Origin of the sequence: Pseudomonas sp. zfem002 (assembly GCF_032621685.1) — a bacterium.
In the GTDB taxonomy this organism is placed as follows: Bacteria; Pseudomonadota; Gammaproteobacteria; order Pseudomonadales; family Pseudomonadaceae; genus Aquipseudomonas; species Aquipseudomonas japonica.
In genome coordinates this window covers 1-16,276 of sequence record NZ_JAVYJH010000027.1, presented here as the reverse complement: position 1 = coordinate 16,276, position 16,276 = coordinate 1, and the positions used below count along the sequence as shown (strand labels likewise).

General features: G+C 63.4%; 14 protein-coding genes. 9 read left to right on the top strand and 5 right to left on the bottom strand.

Translation table 11 applies throughout. From position 1 onward, the window contains the following. A complete protein-coding gene (locus RTI28_RS25545; protein ID WP_316923064.1) occupies nucleotides 1–1,065 on the bottom strand; it encodes an ABC transporter substrate-binding protein in 1,065 nt (354 codons plus the stop codon). Nucleotides 1,066–1,372: 307 nt separating this feature from the next. Between RTI28_RS25545 and RTI28_RS25540 the strand changes: the two genes are divergently transcribed. From RTI28_RS25540 to RTI28_RS25530, 3 genes are read left to right on the top strand one after another with little or no spacing between them, the layout of a single operon-like run. Further along, complete coding sequence (locus RTI28_RS25540) at nucleotides 1,373–2,590, top strand: acyl-CoA dehydrogenase family protein (protein WP_316923063.1); 1,218 nt, start codon at nucleotides 1,373–1,375, stop codon at nucleotides 2,588–2,590. Between the two features lie 50 nt (nucleotides 2,591–2,640). Next, the gene (locus tag RTI28_RS25535) at nucleotides 2,641–4,407 is read left to right on the top strand and encodes an ABC transporter ATP-binding protein (protein WP_316923062.1); all 1,767 of its coding nucleotides are present in this window, start codon (nucleotides 2,641–2,643) and stop codon (nucleotides 4,405–4,407) included. After that, nucleotides 4,400–6,238 carry an ABC transporter ATP-binding protein gene (locus RTI28_RS25530; RefSeq protein ID WP_316923061.1) on the top strand — a complete coding sequence of 613 codons (1,839 nt, stop codon included), beginning with the start codon at nucleotides 4,400–4,402 and terminating at the stop codon, nucleotides 6,236–6,238. The genes RTI28_RS25535 and RTI28_RS25530 overlap by 8 nt, the downstream gene beginning before the upstream one ends. Before the next feature lie 69 nt (nucleotides 6,239–6,307). Here the strand turns inward: RTI28_RS25530 and RTI28_RS25525 are convergent, their stop codons facing one another. From RTI28_RS25525 to RTI28_RS25515, 3 genes are all read right to left on the bottom strand, one after another. Continuing rightward, nucleotides 6,308–6,628: a hypothetical protein gene (locus tag RTI28_RS25525; protein WP_316923060.1), complete on the bottom strand. Its 321-nt coding sequence runs from the start codon at nucleotides 6,626–6,628 to the stop codon at nucleotides 6,308–6,310. A 419-nt stretch (nucleotides 6,629–7,047) separates the two neighbouring features. Further along, a complete protein-coding gene (locus RTI28_RS25520) occupies nucleotides 7,048–7,743 on the bottom strand; it encodes a hypothetical protein (protein ID WP_316923059.1) in 696 nt (231 codons plus the stop codon). Between the two features lie 3 nt (nucleotides 7,744–7,746). Further along, complete coding sequence (locus tag RTI28_RS25515) at nucleotides 7,747–10,161, bottom strand: hypothetical protein (RefSeq protein ID WP_316923058.1); 2,415 nt, start codon at nucleotides 10,159–10,161, stop codon at nucleotides 7,747–7,749. On the opposite strand from RTI28_RS25515, the gene RTI28_RS25510 reads away from it, so the two are divergent. From RTI28_RS25510 to RTI28_RS25485, 6 genes are all read left to right on the top strand, one after another. Then, on the top strand, nucleotides 10,160–10,342 hold the full coding sequence (locus RTI28_RS25510) for a hypothetical protein (RefSeq protein WP_316923057.1): 183 nt from the start codon (nucleotides 10,160–10,162) through the stop codon (nucleotides 10,340–10,342). The two genes, RTI28_RS25515 and RTI28_RS25510, sit on opposite strands and share 2 nt — an antisense overlap. Nucleotides 10,343–10,874: 532 nt before the next feature. Continuing rightward, nucleotides 10,875–12,023 carry an LLM class flavin-dependent oxidoreductase gene (locus RTI28_RS25505; protein ID WP_316923056.1) on the top strand — a complete coding sequence of 383 codons (1,149 nt, stop codon included), beginning with the start codon at nucleotides 10,875–10,877 and terminating at the stop codon, nucleotides 12,021–12,023. 75 nt (nucleotides 12,024–12,098) lie between these two features. Further along, on the top strand, nucleotides 12,099–13,157 hold the full coding sequence (locus RTI28_RS25500; RefSeq protein WP_316923055.1) for an ABC transporter substrate-binding protein: 1,059 nt from the start codon (nucleotides 12,099–12,101) through the stop codon (nucleotides 13,155–13,157). Between the two features lie 113 nt (nucleotides 13,158–13,270). Further along, a complete protein-coding gene (locus RTI28_RS25495) occupies nucleotides 13,271–14,248 on the top strand; it encodes a DUF6166 domain-containing protein (RefSeq protein WP_316923054.1) in 978 nt (325 codons plus the stop codon). A gap of 170 nt (nucleotides 14,249–14,418) precedes the next feature. Further along, on the top strand, nucleotides 14,419–14,583 hold the full coding sequence (locus tag RTI28_RS25490; RefSeq protein WP_316923053.1) for a hypothetical protein: 165 nt from the start codon (nucleotides 14,419–14,421) through the stop codon (nucleotides 14,581–14,583). Nucleotides 14,584–14,590: 7 nt separating this feature from the next. After that, nucleotides 14,591–15,223 (top strand): XRE family transcriptional regulator, encoded by a 633-nt coding sequence (locus tag RTI28_RS25485; RefSeq protein WP_316923052.1) that lies wholly within the window; start codon nucleotides 14,591–14,593, stop codon nucleotides 15,221–15,223. Between the two features lie 36 nt (nucleotides 15,224–15,259). Here the strand turns inward: RTI28_RS25485 and RTI28_RS25480 are convergent, their stop codons facing one another. Next, a complete protein-coding gene (locus RTI28_RS25480) occupies nucleotides 15,260–15,745 on the bottom strand; it encodes a hypothetical protein (protein ID WP_316923051.1) in 486 nt (161 codons plus the stop codon). Nucleotides 15,746–16,276: the final 531 nt, after the last annotated feature.

Below are 16,276 nucleotides of genomic sequence, written 5' to 3'. Positions count from 1 at the left end.
TCAGCGGTCCTTGTCTTGGTTGCGTTGCGCGAGCAGTTCACGGGCGGCCTGCAGCGGGCGGTGGTCGACCCAGTCGGCCAGGTCGAAGTCGGCTTCGAGGAAGCCATGCAGGTTGAGGAAGGTCTTCTGCAGGTCGAGGAAGGCCAGGCGCTGTTCGGACAGGTCCGGGGCCAGGGTGGTGTGGAAGTCGCCGCGGTAGGCCTGGTCGACCCCGGCGGCGCCGGCGCGGGTCTCGTCCTGCAGGATGCGCAGCACGCCGTCACGGTTGTCCCGCGCCCAGTCGGCGGCGCGCAGGGTCTGGGCGAGGAAGCGCACCACCAGGTCGAAGTGCTCGTCGAGCAGGTTCTGGTGCACGGTGATCGGCCGCGGCGTGCCGTTGTTGATGCGGTAGCGCGGGTCTTCGATCTGGTCGAGGTCGATGCCCACTTCCAGGCCCAGGCGGCGCGCCGCGTCGGCGGCCGAGGCGCCCTTGACGTAGACCGCGTCGACCTCGCCGCGCACCAGATAATCCAGGCCCGACCACAGGCGCTGCAGGCCTTCGTTCGGATTCGGCGCCTGCTCCTGGTCGTGCAGCGGCACTTCCACCAGGGTCACGTCGTCGAAGCCGAGGCCGGCCAGGCTCAACGCGCCCTTGTAGCCATGCAGGCTCATGGCCCGGGCGATGCTGCCGGGGCGATTGGCGCCCCAGGCCGGCAGGGCCAGGCGCTTGCCCTTGAGGTCGGCGGCGCTGCGGATGCCGGAGCCGGGACGGACCAGGATGGTCTGCCATTCCTCGATCCAGGTCAGGCCGATCAGCCGGCTCGGCGAACCGGCAGCGCGGGCGGCCAGGGCCGGGACGTTGCCGCCCTCGCGAAACAGCCCGGGCAACTGGTGATCGTAGTGGTGATGCCCGAGCTGGCGGGCTTCCTGCAGGGTCAGCAGCGGCAGGCCGTCGGCGGCGAACTCCTCGCCGAGCCAGCCGAGGGTGTAGGCGATGCCGGATGCGGTAGGCACCGGGCAGCGGGTGAACCAGAGTTGCTCCAGGGGCGCCGGGGTGAGCGACGGCAAGGTAGCGGCAAGTGACATGAACAGGCTCCATCAGGGGATCGAACGGGCCGGGTGGCCTTTGCCTGGGCTATTGCAGCGCCCGTGCCAACTCGTCAAACCATTGATTTCATTGGGTTTTACATTCTCGTCGGAAGCCGATTGCTGATCTGCCAACACCCGCGCAGCGTCACTGCTGCTGCCTGAGCAACAACCACCCGTGAACTGCTGCTGGAGCAGCAACGGCATTTCGCAAAATCGCTGCAGGCCACGGCCGGCAAGGCTTGCAGGGCACTGGCACAGAACCTGCTCAAGTCCGCGCACCTGTTCATTCAAGGAAGCGTTGATCGTGACTACCCTGCCCCGCCGCCTGGAAAGCCAAGCCCAGGCCATTACCGTCGCTCATGAAGTGGCCGGCGAGATCGCCGCCATCGCCGCCGATCCGCGGAACAACCGCAGCCTGCCGCGCCGCCAGGCCGAACTGCTGTCCAGCAGCGGCCTGACCGCCATCGGCGTACCCGAGGCCGATGGTGGTCTTGGCGCCTCGGTGGAAACCATCGTCGAGACGGTGCGCATCATTTCCCGCGCCGATGGCGGCGTCGGCCAGTTGCTGCAGATCCACAACGTAATGCTGCGCGGCGTGCTCAGCGGCTACCCCGACGAGGTGCGCCAGCGCCTGCTCGCCGACGTGCTGGCCGGCAAGCGCCTGGGCAACGCCCTGGCCGAAGTCGGCGGGAAGAACAAGTTCGCCCTCAAGACCCGGGTCGAGCGCCGCGAGGACGGCGTGCTGGTGCTCAACGGCAGCAAGTTCTACTCCACCGGCTCGTACCTGGCCGAATGGATTTCCCTCACCGCCGCCAGCGACGACGGCGGCGCCGGCGTGCTGCTGCACCGCGACACCCCGGGCCTGACCCTGGTCGACGACTGGGACGCCTTCGGCCAGCACAACTCGGTGAGCGGCACCGTGCGTTTCGACAATATCGAGCTGGACGAACGCTACGTCCTGCGCCGCCAGGGGCCGATGAAGCGCACCGGGCTGACCTTCCCGCAGATCCTCCACGCCGCAATCGACACCGGCATCGCCGCCGGCGCCCTGCAGGCCGGCATCGACTACCTCAACCAGCACGCGCGGCCATGGGTCGAGAGCGAGGTGGAACGGGCCAGCGACGAACCGCACATCATCCGCCAGATCGGCGAGTACGCGGTGGCCCTGCGCGCCGCCGAATCGCTGCTGCGCGATGCCGCGCGGACCTTCGACGCCCACGAGCGCGACCCGGACAACAAGGCCCTGCAGGACGAACTGATCCTCGCCGTGGCCACCGCCCGCGCCCACTCCGACGGCGCCTCGCTGAAGATCTCCAGCGACATCTTCTCCCTGCTCGGCGCCAGTGCCTCGCTGAGCAAGTGGAACCTCGACCGCTTCTGGCGCAACGCCCGGGTGCACACCACCCACGACCCGATCCGCTGGCGCCTGCACCATGTCGGCAACTACTACCTCAACGGCGTCGATCCGGGCGAATACACCGCCATCCTCACCGCCAAGCAGAAGGCCGGTGCCAGCCGCTGACTCCATCGCGCGGGGCTGCCCGCGCTTCTTCGTCCCGTTTCGAGTCCTTCATGAGCCATCGATATCCGCTGCTGCGCAGCCTGGCGATCTACCGCGAAATGCCCTGGCGTTTCGCCCTGGTCGCCGGGCTTTTCGTGCTTATCAACCTGGGCCTGGTCTGGCAGCAATGGCTGATCGGCCACGCCCTCAACGACGTCACCGCCGGGGTCGCGGTACGCCGTCTCGACGACGGCGGCCTCGACGCCCGGGTGGCCTGGCAGTGGTTCTGGGCCATTCTCGCCGTCGCCTTCGCCCGCGCCGTGCTGCAGTACGCGGCGGCCCTGGGTTCGCTGATCCTCGGTCAGGAACTGCTGACCCGCCTGCGCGCGCGCATCCTCGAACAGGTCCTGCGCCTGCACCTGGGCTACCACTGGCAGCACGGCATGGGCGAGATCGTCACCCGCACCACCCGCGACGCCGACAAGGTCCGCGATGCCCTGGTCAGTTTCTGGCGCCAGCTGGTGGAAACCCCGCTGGTGGTGCTGGCCACGGTCGGCCTGCTCGGCTGGTATCACCCGCTGCTGGCCCTCGGTCCGCTGCTGCTGACTCTGCTCGGCCTGTACATCTTCGTCCTGCAGACCGAACGCCTGGTGGAACTGGACCGCGCCGTCGGTGGCGCCTACGACCGGGTCAACCAGGACCTGGCCGAAGGCATCGGCGCGGTGCGGGTGATCAAGTCGTTCGGCCTGCAACAGCAGCGCATCGACGGCTTCGCCGCCCAGGTCGGCGAATTCACCGGCCTCGCCCGCCAGGCCCTGAGATGGTCCAGCTCGCGGATTCCGCTGCCACAGGCGGTGGTGGCCCTGGGGCACGTGTGGATCCTGGTGATCGGCGCGCAACTGGTGGCCGCCGGGCACATCGGCATCGGCGAACTGGTCACCTCGCTGCTGATCGCCACCACCCTGGTGTTTCGCATCGAGGGCATCGGCCGGGTCATGCAGACCTTCGCCGACGCCCGCGCCTCGGCCGGGCGCATCTGGCAGTTGCTGGACGCCCCGGCGCTGATCGAGAGCGGCCCGCGGCGCCTGCCGCCAGGGCCGCTGGGGCTGAAGCTGGACAACGTCAGCGTCGCCGCCCCCGGCAGCCAGCGCGACATCCTGCGCCAGTGCTCGCTCAGCCTGGCACCGGGTGAAGTGGTCGCCCTGGTCGGCGCCACCGGCACCGGCAAGAGCCTGCTGGCCAGCCTGCTGCCGCGCCTGAGCGACGCCGACAGCGGGCAGGTGCTGATCGGCAATGGCCGCGGTGGCTGGCAGGATGTGCGCGGTGTCGACCTCGCCGACCTGCGCCGGCGCGTGCACGTGCTGCCCCAGGAGAGCTTCCTGTTCGCCGACAGCCTGGCCGCCAACCTGCGCCTCGGCGCGCCGCAGGCCAGCGATGCCGAACTGCTCGACGCCCTGCACCGGGCCAGCGCCGACGACATCCTCGAACGCCTGCCGCAAGGCCTGGACAGCCCGCTGGGCGACCGCGGCGTGACCCTCTCCGGCGGCCAGCGCCAGCGCCTGTGCCTGGCCCGCGCGCTGCTCGCCGCGCCGGACCTGCTGTGCCTGGACGACGCCACCAGCGCCCTCGACGCCATCAGCGAGCGGCATGTCCTGGACAACCTGCGCCGCCCCGGCGGGCCGACCCTGCTGCTGATCGCCAGCAAGGCCTCCACCGTGCAGCGCGCCGACCGCGTGCTGCTGCTCGACCAGGGTCGCATCGTCGACAGCGGCCCGCACCGCGAACTGCTGCGACGCAACCCGGCCTACCGTGACCTGCTGGGGATCGAGCATGACTAAAAACGCCGGCAACACCGCCATGAGCGATATCGAGATCGAAGAGCGCCTGGCGAAAAAGGCCCTCGACCGCGGCATGCTGCAACGCCTGCTGCCGCTGCTGAGGCCGGTGCGCCGCCAGGTGGCCTGGGTCATCGGCCTGGAACTGCTGCTGGTATTCACCGTGTTCCTGCGCCCGTGGTTCGTCCGCGAACTGCTCGACCGCGGCCTGATCCACGACGGCAATGCCTGGCTGCTCGACCTGCCGCTGGTGCTCTGGCTCGGCGCCGGGCTGGCCGCCAGCTGGCTCGGGCGCTTCCTCCTCGCCGGCGTATCGCAGTACCTCGCCGGCAGCGCCGCCATCGAGGTGCTGAACCAGTTGCGCGTGCGTGTGTTCGCCCATGTCCAGGCGCTGAGCATCGGCTACTTCGACCGCACCCGCGCCGGGCGCATCCTGTCCCGTGCCGATCGCGACGTCGACGCCCTCGAACCGCTGCTGATCCAGGGCCCGCCGGAACTGCTCGGGGCCTTGCTGCGCTGCAGCCTGGCGGCGCTGATGCTGTGGCTGATCGAGCCGCTGTTCTTCTTCGCCCTGATCGGCAGCGTGCCGCTGCTGTTTCTCGCCACCTGGGCGTTCAAGCGCGTGGCCCAGCGCAACTGGGCGAAAGTCGCCGAACAGCGCAGCCGCTTCACCGCGCACCTGGTGGAAAGCGTCAGCGGCGTGCGCCTGTTGCAGCAGAGCGGGCGCGAAGGCGACAACCAGCGGCGTTACCGGCAATTGCTCGACGACTTCAACAGCGCCCTGATCACCGGCAGCCTGCGCTCCGGCTGGTTCGCCCCGTTCACCGCGCTGCTCGCCGCCGCCGGCATGGCCGTGCTGGTGCTGGTGGGTGGCTACTCGCTGGCCGAGGGCAAGGTGAGCGTGGGGCAGATCGGCGAGAGCCTGTTCTACGTGATGCTGTTCCTCGGGCCGTTGCAGGAGCTGACCGACCTGTTCGAACGCTATGCCACCGGCTCGGCCTCGGCGCAGCGGATCTTCCTGCTGCTCGACACCGCGCCGGAGATCCTCGACCCACCGCGCCCGCTACCGCTGCCACGGGTGCAGGGCGAGGTGCATTTCGAGCGGGTGCGCTTTGCCTACCAGCGCGATGCCGCGCGGCCGGTGATCGACGGCCTGGACCTGCGCATTCGCGCCGGCGAGGTGCTGGCCATCGTCGGCGCGTCCGGGCACGGCAAGAGCACCCTGGTGCAGTTGCTGACGCGCTTCTACGAAGTCGACGAAGGCGCGGTGAAGCTGGACGGCGTCGATATCCGCCACCTCAGCCAGCAGCAACTGCGCCGGCATGTCGGCGTAGTGCTGCAGGACAACGTGCTGTTCGCCGGCAGCATCCTCGACAACCTGCGCCTGGCCGCGCCGGGGGCGGACGATGCCAGCCTGATCGCCGCGGCGCGGGAACTGGGCGCGGACGAAGTGCTGGAGCGCCTGCCGCATCAGTACGCGACGCAGGTGGGCACCCTGGGCAGTCATCTCAGTCATGGGCAGCGCCAGCTGGTCTGCCTGGTCCGCGCCTACCTCGCCAACCCCGCCGTGCTGGTGCTGGACGAAGCCACCTCGGCGGTCGACGTGCATACCGAGCGGCGCATCCAGCAGGCGCTGCGGCGGCTGTGCGAGGGGCGCACGGCGATCATCATCGCCCATCGGCTGGCGACCATCCGCGATGCCGACCGCATCGTGGTGATTCGCCAGGGGCAGGTGCAGGAGCAAGGGGCGCATGCGCAGTTGCTGGCGGCGGATGGCGCTTATGCGGGGTTGTATCGGAGTTATGAGCAGCGGGGGGAGTTGATGGTGACCTGAGGGAGAGCGGCCATGCCAACTGTGCAACTGACGTGTATTCACTGCAGTTGCACAGTATGACCATCGTTTTCACGAACCTCCGAGCTTCTCCAAAATGGTTCTTAAACTATCAAGGGTTTCGGCGTCCGCACCGAAAATGTTTTTTTCTGAAATGGCTTTATAAGCGTCGAGATTCTCTCGATCAGGCGGATCACACAGCAAAAGATTTTCCAGCGATGCGAGTGTTCCTCCATGGGGTACCGACCTTCCCTTTGCGTAGTCCCACGCTCGTGGCGATTGCGCCTCCAGATCAAAGTCAGGGTAAGTTGGGTTATCCCACCCGCCTTCTTTCGTAAATGACCCACCGCAAAACTCACCCGTTTCTCTTGCTATCAAGCATCCTGTACGCATGTTGACGATTCCGCAGTAGGCAACCTCGTGTACAGCGGCAGGTCATCCGGTCCGATGACTTCGCCTGAGTCAACCTGGCTAAAGAGAAGGTACTTGTGGTCCTCTGAGAAATGGGGAGGTTCTATTTTTTCGAACGTTCCGCCATCATCGTCTCTCCCTCGAAACAATCTGACCAGTCTACCAGAGTCCAGTATTTTCAAAACGGCGTAGCGGTGCCCCTCATTCTATTCATATTGCGTTACGGGATCTGAGTGTATTAACCCTGCAAATAGCAAGGTTAGAAGTGCCAAAAGAAAAGCTACTGCCTTCATGGTTCCCTCCGATATTCCGCTCAAATCATGCACACCACGGTATACGGTGCAGATCGGCGCCCCGAATAGCTATACACACTTAGCCAGGTTATCTAGATAAAGTCGAACTCAACGATCAGGTTCGACCAAAGTGATCTCCAGCGAGATCGAGGGGCGATTGTTCGAGTACTTAACCACATTTCCTTGCTCATCCACTTCTTCAACATCATAGACAGTCTCAAAAAGGCGCAACGAATCATCGCCAAGGAGCGCGTCACGCAAGCGTATCGCACCCTCGTACTCGTACCACGACGAAACTTCTTCAATTAAATTGACGATCATGCCAAACGAATCATAACGAACAAGAGCGAGCACGATTGACTCGCCCTCACCATCACCGACCTCGTATTTTTTGTACATATAAGCTGCAAAGAAGCCTTTCTCGACCCGCCACAACTTATAAACACTTAAATCATCAGGTGTACCCTCTCGAAGATTTCCATCCTGCTCTAGGACATTAAATTTTATGGAGGGTCTTTCAAGGCAAGCACCGTCCAGACCAACAATCCTTTTCCCCAAGAAGCTCACTGTATCCGGTCGCAATATGGAAGCCACTGGGGGATATCGGTTGAAAACCCTAAATGCACTGAGCCGAGCAGGCGCTCTGGGGCTGAACCTAGACTCTATATTTCTTACGCAATCCGTTTTATCTTCAATATGCGACGAGCCTTCATTTTTGTAATTTTTGCCGTACTCTCTCTGCGATTGAGCATCCGCCAGACCAGAAAAAAGAGCAAAAATTAAAACCACGACACAAGACCGCACGACTCATCGCTCCCTAATGTTAGGACTGTACTTACCCACGTGCAAATGATGCTGATGATTGGGAAAGTGCTGAGTCCTTGAGAGCAGCCTGTACTCACCGTTCTTCAAGTACTTCCAGGCCAGTTGTGTATGCCATCCAAATTTGTACAGCGCATTATTGAAAGCTGCCTGCCTGGTTTCATCCAAAGCATTGACACCAGCGATTCTATTAAGGTGAGTCGGCACGCGCCAATCTCCGTCCGTTCGCAAAAATCTGAAATCTCCATTTTCACCGTTAATGTGAGACTTACTAACCCCAGACGAACCATCAGACATACTGAATCCGGTCGACGCTACATCTTGATATCCAACATCCATCAAAGCTCCAATCAAGCTTGCCAAAGCTGACTGACTGAGATAACGGCGCTGAGTATCCACAAAACGAAAGCCAAATTTCCTCGCCGGATTGTCACCCAGGCTCGATGCATCGACCAAGTAAACTTCTTCACTGCCCTTCAGACCGCTCCTGATCCAGCGGGTAGCTTTCACTCCCGAGAACCTGCCGAAATCATGTTTTTGCCCTGCACTATCAATATAAATATAATGCGCACCCGCCTTATCCGTTTCAAAGTCGGCGGGAGGTGTTCGCTCGATAAGTCCGTCATGATAAATATAGTAAACGGCGGTACTGGGACCTATTGATGAAAGATGCCCAAACAAACCAATCGGATGCAGAAAGTGCACCGCGTCCATCGGAAACTTCAGCACCTGCGCCACATCCCCCCACCAACTCAACGCCTTGATCCGCTCCTTCTCCGCCATCCAGTTCAAGATCGGCGCCGACGTGGTATGCCCGAAGATCTGATCCAGGGCATCCCACTTCTCCTGGCGGTAATACCACTCGCTTTCACACTCCAGCACGATTCTCGACAGCGCCTGGGCATGGGCGGGAATGCTCAGGGCAGTGCGGATTTCCTCGGTGGATAGCTTGCGATCACGATTGCGGTCGATGATGGCGTAGAGGCGGCTTTGCAGTTCGCCCTGCTCCCACTGGTCCGCACTCGGTTTCAGCCGGGCGAGGTCTTCCTCGCTGGTTTTCTTGTCCAGCGACAGGCGATAGGCCATACCCAGGGTCTGCGAAGGACTGTTGTGGATGACCTCGTAGCCATCCCAGTGCCATGGGCTGACCCACGGGGTTTCGCCGATGATTTCCGCGACCCAGCCATCGACGATATTGCCTTGCTCATCGTTGAGCAGGCCTTCGAGGTAGTACCAGTTGCGCTTCTTGCCACCACCGGGTTCAGGCTGATGGATCTTGTTGGCCGCAGGCAGGTTGTCGATCAGGCTTTTCGGTACCAGCAGATCGGCATCGACGACGTGGTGCGGTTCGACGAAGGCGGGAAAACGCCTGCCGTGCTCGGGCTTGCGAATGATCGCGAGGGAGCCCTTGGCGATCTTCAGCCAGGTACGTTCCTTGGCCGGCAGACGCTCGGCCCACGCGCGGCTGGCGTAGAGGAACTTGGGCAAGTAGTCGGTGCAGAACACCTCCAGGTGCAGCTTGTGCCGCGGCTGGCTGTCCTTGGCGTGCTGGTAAGGGCCGATATGGCCGATCAGCTCGCCCGCCTTGATCGGTATCGGCTTCTCCGGGACGAAGACCTGGTCGCGCAGGGCCGGGATGTATTCGCTGCGCAGTGCCGTGATCGGAACATATTGCTCGATGCGCTCCAGCTTGACGAAATCGCCCGAACCACTGATCTCCACCAGCGTCCTCGCCGGTAACTGGCCCAGTACCGCTCCTCCCGCGTGGGGCTCGGCGCGGACATTGAGTGTTCTGGTGATTTCCAGCATGTCGCCGGCACGCTGCCCGAGATAGGCAGCAGCCACATACCCCTGCAACGCACCGTTTTCGTCTAGCAGGGAGCTCGGCCCCAGGGTCCCCTTCAACTCTCGGTAGTGGCCGTTGCCGGAAATTTCGACCTGAGTGCCCGCTGGCAGGAAATCGAGGATCCGCCATTCCGTCATGCGATGCGCTACCCAGACACCACGCTGGTTTTTACGATTGATATCGGGTGCGTCCTTCCCCTCCTTGACCCACTTGGCCTCGCTCTCCACCCAGAACGCCGGTCGCTCCAGCGCGCGGTCCTCATACGCCGCCCAGTCCTGCAGGTGCATGTACAGGCTGTAGAACGTCAGCGCCGGCGGGGTCTCGTCGCAGCCCTCGATGGCGGGGGCCTGGATGCGGTGGCGCACCAGGACGAAACCGGAGGCGGACGGTGCGTCGAGCGGGGTATTGGGGATGGGGAAATAGCGGGTGGTCGGTGTCTGCGTGGGGATGCGATAGGCAACGACTTCGCCGTCCGCCAGGCACAGCACCCGCGATTGGTCCAGCGCCCCGGCCGTACCACCATCGAAAATGCACGCCGCCGTGCCAACTGCCATGGACACCGATCGGGTAATAACCATCGGCGGCCTTGGCCAGGTGCGTCAGTTGCTGCAACGGGTTGGAACGATCGCCGAACGGATGGCTCCAGTTGCGGGTCAGCAGTTCGGGTTCGGCTTGTGGTTCGGGCTTGAGCGGACTGGGGAAGTCGGTCAGGAAAGGGCCTTGCTGCGGGAATGAGGAAACTTCTTCGATACAAGTTTCCTTTCTTGTTTTACCAAAGAAAAAATCAGACAAGCGATCCAGCATGTAAGCAACCCTCCTTCTTCGGAACCACCGGCAGGCGAAAGAGCGAACGCTCCGCCCCGGCTTCTCAGCCTGCGAAGGAAGTCTTTACCCATGAACAGCGGCGAAACTTGAACTATCCAAACAATAAAATTCAAGTAGCTGCAGAGCTGAAAACCAACTTTCAGAAACGCCCTTGGGTAAATAAGTAATTTCCTACATATATCCAAGATATATCCGTGTGCCAGTGTTGCACTGGGGACATTTAGCTGCGTATCAGTTGCTGCTGTGGCAGCACCTGGCTGAACGATGTGTCGATCCTGAGGGGCTCATCGCTGGCAAGCCAGCTCCTACAGGGACCGCGTCGTGCCCGTATTTCGGGCCTGCAACGGACCTTGTGGGAGCTGGCTTGCCAGCGATGAGGCCGGCGAAAGCAGCGTGGCATGCCGGTTGCAAACCCCCTTTTCACTTTCACCGAGGACCCGCCATGACCACCGAATTCTTCTGGCGTCTGCCCCTGGGCACCGACGGCCCGCAACTCACCACCGACAAGCACAACCGCGGCAGCTTCGCCGCCCGCCACGGGCATATCGCCCCGGGCCTGCTGGCCGACGGCACACCTGACGGTTTCACCTACATCGACTACATCGCCCAGGTGGCCAAGGCCGCCGAACTGGCCGGTTTCGAAGGCGCGCTGCTGCCCACCGGCCCCGAGCCGTGGATCGTCGCCGCGGCGCTGGCCCGGGAAACCCGGCGCCTGCGTTTCCTGGTGGCGTTCCAGGCGACCTGGACCCTGCCCGCCTACGCCGCGCAGCAGGCCGCGATCCTCCAGCACCTGAGCCATGGCCGCCTGGACTGGAACATCATCACCGGCGGCAACCCCACCAGCCAGCGCGCCCAGGGCGACTTCCTCGAACACGACCAGCGCTACCGACGCACCGGCGAATTCCTCGACATCATCGACGGCCTGTGGCGCAACGAGCGCTTCAGCTACGAAGGCGACATCTACCGCCTGGAGAACGGCGCCCTGCCGCCGGGCCTGGGCAACGAGCGCAAGCCGGCGGTGTATTTCTCCGGCTTCTCCGACCCCGCGCTGGACGTCGCCGCGCGCCACGCCGACGTCTACCTGAACTGGGCCGAGCCGGTGGAAAAGCTCAGGCCGCATATCGAGCGGGTCCGCGAACTGGCCGACAAGCAAGGCCGCAGCGTGCGCTTCGGGCTGCGCGTCGACCTGTTCGCCCGCGAAACCGAAGAAGCCGCCTGGGCCGACCTGCGCCGCCAGTTCGAGCGCCTGGAAGGCAAGCCCAGCGCAGTCTCGAGCGCCTTCACCCGGGCCAGCGATTCGGTCGGCGCCGCACGCCAGAGCGCCTACCACCAGAATATCCAGGGCTTCGACGAACTGATCCTCGGGCCCAACCTCTGGGCCGGCTTCGCCAAGGCCAAGCCCGGGCCCACCGTCGGCCTGGTGGGCAGTCACCAGAACATCGCCGAACGCCTGGCCGAGTACCGCGATGCCGGCTTCTCCACCTTCATCCTCGCCGGCAACCCGCACCTGGAAGAGGCCCTGCGCATCGGCCAGGAAGTGCTGCCGCTGCTGCGCGAACGGCCTGCCCCGGCGCTCAAGGCCAGCGCCTGACCTCGGCCCAGCACGGACGGGCCGCCATTCCAGCTGGCCGCACAGACGGCCATCTCTCAAGGACACGATCACCCCATGAGCAATCCCCTCGACACCCTCTGGTACACCCACAGCCCGGTGCCCACCGGCCTCGGCATCGCCGTGCAGAGCGGGCGCCTGGCCGAAGCCTTCGCGCCGCTGGGCACTTCGATCCAGTCGCTGCGCGAATCCAGCGAACGGGAAGTTCGCGAGGCCCACTACGACCATCACCTGCCCAACTCAGTGCGTCACGGCGGCAATATCCCGGCGATCTGGGCCTACTCCGCCGGGGTACAGACCCGCGTGCTGGGCCTGAGCTGGGCGGATGAAGTGCAGTTGATCCTGACCACCGCCGAGAGCGGCGTGAAGAACGTCCGCGACCTGAAGAACCGCCGTTTCGGCCTGCCGAAGTGGGCCAACGTGCAGATCGACTTCACCCGCGCCCAGGCCCTGCGCGGCCTGGAAAACGCCCTGCGCCTGGAAGGCCTGAGCGTCGCCGACGTCGAACTGGTGGACTACCCCTACGGCGGCACCCACAGCGACGAACAGATCACCCAGGTGCATGGTTCCGGGGTCTACCTCGGCGGCACCCGCATCAGCCGACGCAACAACGAGCTGATCGGCCTGCTGCGCGGCGATATCGACGCGATCTTCCTCAAGGGCGCCACGGCGCTGCAACTGGCCTACGAACTGGGCCTGCACGTGGTCATCGACACCGGCTCGCACCCCGACCCGCTGGTGCGCGCCAACAACGGCACGCCGCGCACGTTGACGGTGGACACCAACCTGCTGAACCACCATTTCGGTGCCTGCAAACGCATCGTCGACGTGCTCCTGCGTACCGAGCAATGGGCCTGGGCCAACCCCGACGAAACCCGCCGCTACCTGGCGCGGGAGCTGAACACCAGCGAATACTGGGTGGCGGCAGCCTATGGCGAGGATGCCCATCGACGGCTGCGCACGACGCTGGACAGCCGCTCGATCGGCGCACTGCAGGACTTCACCGATTTTCTCTATCGCTGGCAGTTCATTCCGCGGCATTTCGATGTGCGTGAGTGGATCGACTTCAGGGTGCTGGAGGCGGTGATCGGCTCGACGTCGCGGGTGGCGACCTGAAGCAGGCACCGGCCCGGGCCGTGCGCGAGCCGGAAAGTCGCTGACCCGGTTTCCATCCCGGACATTGCGCCTTACCCTGTGCCCCCCACGTCGATAGGGAGTTCGGGAGGCGCATGTCCTACAAACAAGACGAAAATGGCTACAAGGGAGAAGCACGCACCAGGGCTTTTCTCTCGGATCACTTCTGGATTCTCACCCGCTCGGTGGATGCCGACTCGGCCGATCTGATCGTGCAGCAGCGCATGGCGTCGAGCGCGGAGGCCATTGCCAGGAGGGACCGTACCGTCGAACTGGGCTACATACAGTCCAAGTACTTCGAGGGAAAGCACCAGGTCAGGATCCACAGGAGCTATGTGGACGATCCGCAACACCCCTACCGCAAGGGTTACTTCGCCTTTCTGCACAGCAACGATGAGCAGGAGGAGCACGTCCACTATTTCTTCAGCGCCGAGGAGATCCAGAAGCACTGGTACAAGGACCGCCAGCAGGACCACTACTGCTTTTCACTGACCGAGGAGCGGTCCTACGCGGATTTCCGCAACCTGGGGCGAAAGCACATCAAGGAGAAGATCGTCGAGGGCATCAGGGAACTGCGCGGTTCCATCGAGAACCTGATCTGGCGCGGATTCATCGCCAGCCGCTCGGATACGCGGATGCTCGGCGACACGGCGGGAAGCTATATCCTGACCCGCCCCCATGGCTGCCCGACGGTGATCTACAAGGTCGGTGAAGAAGCCAGGCCCCTGGAGCCGAGAAAGGATGTGGTACCCACCCTGAGCTATTTCGAATGGGGCTACTCCGGCTCCGGGCCGATGCTGCTCGCCGCCTCGATCCTCACCCATTTCATGGCCGGGGATATCCCCACGCGCGATGAAATCAATGCCGTGACGGACTATCTCATCGATCGCCTCGAACGATTCAATACCTCCGACCATGTGATCGACACACCGATGATCCTCTGCGCGCTGAGCTACATCCCCTATCCGGTGAGGGAGACAGACCTGGATGGGCCTCTGAAATCGCTCTACGAGGAGACCTTGAAGAAGTACGCCAGGTACCTGCCATCGACTGCGGATGCAGACACGGCCTGAGCAGGAGAAGCAGGCCGGGTGCGATCGAACAACGGAGCGAGCCAGCGTGCTCGCCGCCGCACAGCACTAATTCCCGAAAAGAATTACCAAATAAAAAATCATTATTTCTGGTTCTAAAAGGAAGTCCGTAGTCTCAGCCCATGTCTCCGGTCTTAGACAAGGAATCCACCATGAGCCACGCCGCCACCGTCATCGACTTCACCCTCCACCGCAAACGCAAGCAAGCCCAGCAACAGGGTCGTCTGCTGTGGGCGATGTACGCGCAACAGGCCGGTTTCGCCGGGCAGCCCGGGAGTGTCGCGGCATCCGCGACGAAAACGCCGCGCCAGGCGTGAGACGAAGATGAATACCCCGACCAGCTTTCTCGTGACCTCCGACGAGCCGCCCCTGACCCTGCCGGAAGCCGCCGGTGCCGATGATGACGGTATCGGCCAGCGGGTCGCGCGCAATCTGCAACGCCTGCGCGGCAAGCGCCAGCTGTCCCTGGATGCCCTGGGCCGCGCCAGCGGAGTGAGCCGGGCGATGCTGGCGCAGATCGAGTCGGGCCGCAGCGTGCCGTCGATCCGCGTGCTGTGCAAGATCGCCAGCGGGCTGAAGGTGTCGGTGGCGGCGTTTCTCGACCACAACGAATGTGCCGGCGTGACGGTGCTGCCGGCCCGCGACAGCAAACGCCTGGTCAGCGCCAGTGGCGCCTTCGTCAGCCGCGCGCTGTATCCGGTGGATGCCGCGCATCAGGCGGAATTCTACGAGTTGCGGCTGAGCCCGCTGGCCGAGGAGCACTCCGCCGGGCATGCGCCGGGGGTGCGGGAGAATCTGGTGGTGGCCCAGGGGGCGCTGGAGATCAGCGTCAACGACGAGCGTTTTCTGCTGGCGACCGGTGATTCGATCGTCTTCTATGCCGACCAGCCCCACCGCTACCGGAACCCGGTGGACAGCGAGGCGGTGGCCTACCTGGTGGTGACCCACCCGGAATAGCGCAAGGACCGCAAAGCGGTCCCCGCGGCACACGGATCAGCAGGTGCAGCACATTACCGGCATGCCGTTGCAGCTCATCATCATCGGCATGCTGCAGTCGCTCATCATCTTCATCATCAGCATGCAGCAGTTGTTCATCATCTCCATGCTCATGCCGGCCATCGGCATCATCTTGCAGGTCATGCGGTCAGCCATGACGTTGCATTCCATCATGCACTTCATCATCGGCATCATCATGCCGTTCATGGGCATGCTCATCATCGGCTGGGTCATCTGGTTCATGCCCATCAGCATCAGGTTGCCGCACTGCATCATCATCGGCATGCCGCAGTTCATCATCATGCCCATCATGTCCGCGCTGTTGCGGAACATCGCCATGTCCATGCCGGCGGCTGGCTTCATGGTGCAGAGCATGCCGTCCTCGACCATTTCGCAGGTCATGGTGGCCATCATCATCGGCATGCCGGTCATTGGCATCATCGGCATGGTGGTGTTCATCGGCATCTGCATTGCGTTCATCATGGTGAAGTCCTTTACAAGTTGACGAGAGGGGGTGGATTCGATGGGGGCGATTCTAGGGCCGGCCCGGATGGCGGCAAGATGGCGAAACAGCAGCGGGCGGGGCTGTCGTGACAGTCTTCAGGGGCAGATGACAGGACTAACGGATGCAATGACGACGATAGCGAAGCAATCGAAGACGCCGAGGCCAGCTTGACGGTGAAAACCACAGGATGGATATCGCTGGAAAATCCAAGCTCATAACCTGGATGCATATTCGATCTAAGCGGCCGGCAAATAAACGCCGAGTACGCCGCTCAACGTCGGCCTGGGCAGCCCCAAAGACCTGTGGGAGCTGGCGTTGCCAGCGATGAGGACGGCACTGGCGAAAGTGTTGTCCGGGCGGACGCCATCGCGGGCAATGCCCGCTTGTGTCTTCAGGACCTCTTAAAATCAAGGTGTGAGAGCGGTGGATGGCAGACTGGATGCCGGCGGTGCCCTAGAGCACGTGTGGGAGCATAGTCGCCATCCACCTCTCACTCTGACCCGAAGCCC

Coding starts and splice junctions, on each gene's coding strand:
- RTI28_RS25545 (WP_316923064.1), bottom strand. CDS start 1,065: ATGTCACTTGCCGCTACCTTGCCGTCGCTCACCCCGGCGCCCCTGGAG.
- RTI28_RS25535 (WP_316923062.1), top strand. CDS start 2,641: ATGAGCCATCGATATCCGCTGCTGCGCAGCCTGGCGATCTACCGCGAA.
- RTI28_RS25530 (WP_316923061.1), top strand. CDS start 4,400: ATGACTAAAAACGCCGGCAACACCGCCATGAGCGATATCGAGATCGAA.
- RTI28_RS25525 (WP_316923060.1), bottom strand. CDS start 6,628: ATGCGTACAGGATGCTTGATAGCAAGAGAAACGGGTGAGTTTTGCGGT.
- RTI28_RS25510 (WP_316923057.1), top strand. CDS start 10,160: ATGGACACCGATCGGGTAATAACCATCGGCGGCCTTGGCCAGGTGCGT.
- RTI28_RS25515 (WP_316923058.1), bottom strand. CDS start 10,161: ATGGCAGTTGGCACGGCGGCGTGCATTTTCGATGGTGGTACGGCCGGG.
- RTI28_RS25505 (WP_316923056.1), top strand. CDS start 10,875: ATGACCACCGAATTCTTCTGGCGTCTGCCCCTGGGCACCGACGGCCCG.
- RTI28_RS25500 (WP_316923055.1), top strand. CDS start 12,099: ATGAGCAATCCCCTCGACACCCTCTGGTACACCCACAGCCCGGTGCCC.
- RTI28_RS25495 (WP_316923054.1), top strand. CDS start 13,271: ATGTCCTACAAACAAGACGAAAATGGCTACAAGGGAGAAGCACGCACC.
- RTI28_RS25490 (WP_316923053.1), top strand. CDS start 14,419: ATGAGCCACGCCGCCACCGTCATCGACTTCACCCTCCACCGCAAACGC.
- RTI28_RS25485 (WP_316923052.1), top strand. CDS start 14,591: ATGAATACCCCGACCAGCTTTCTCGTGACCTCCGACGAGCCGCCCCTG.
- RTI28_RS25480 (WP_316923051.1), bottom strand. CDS start 15,745: ATGATGAACGCAATGCAGATGCCGATGAACACCACCATGCCGATGATG.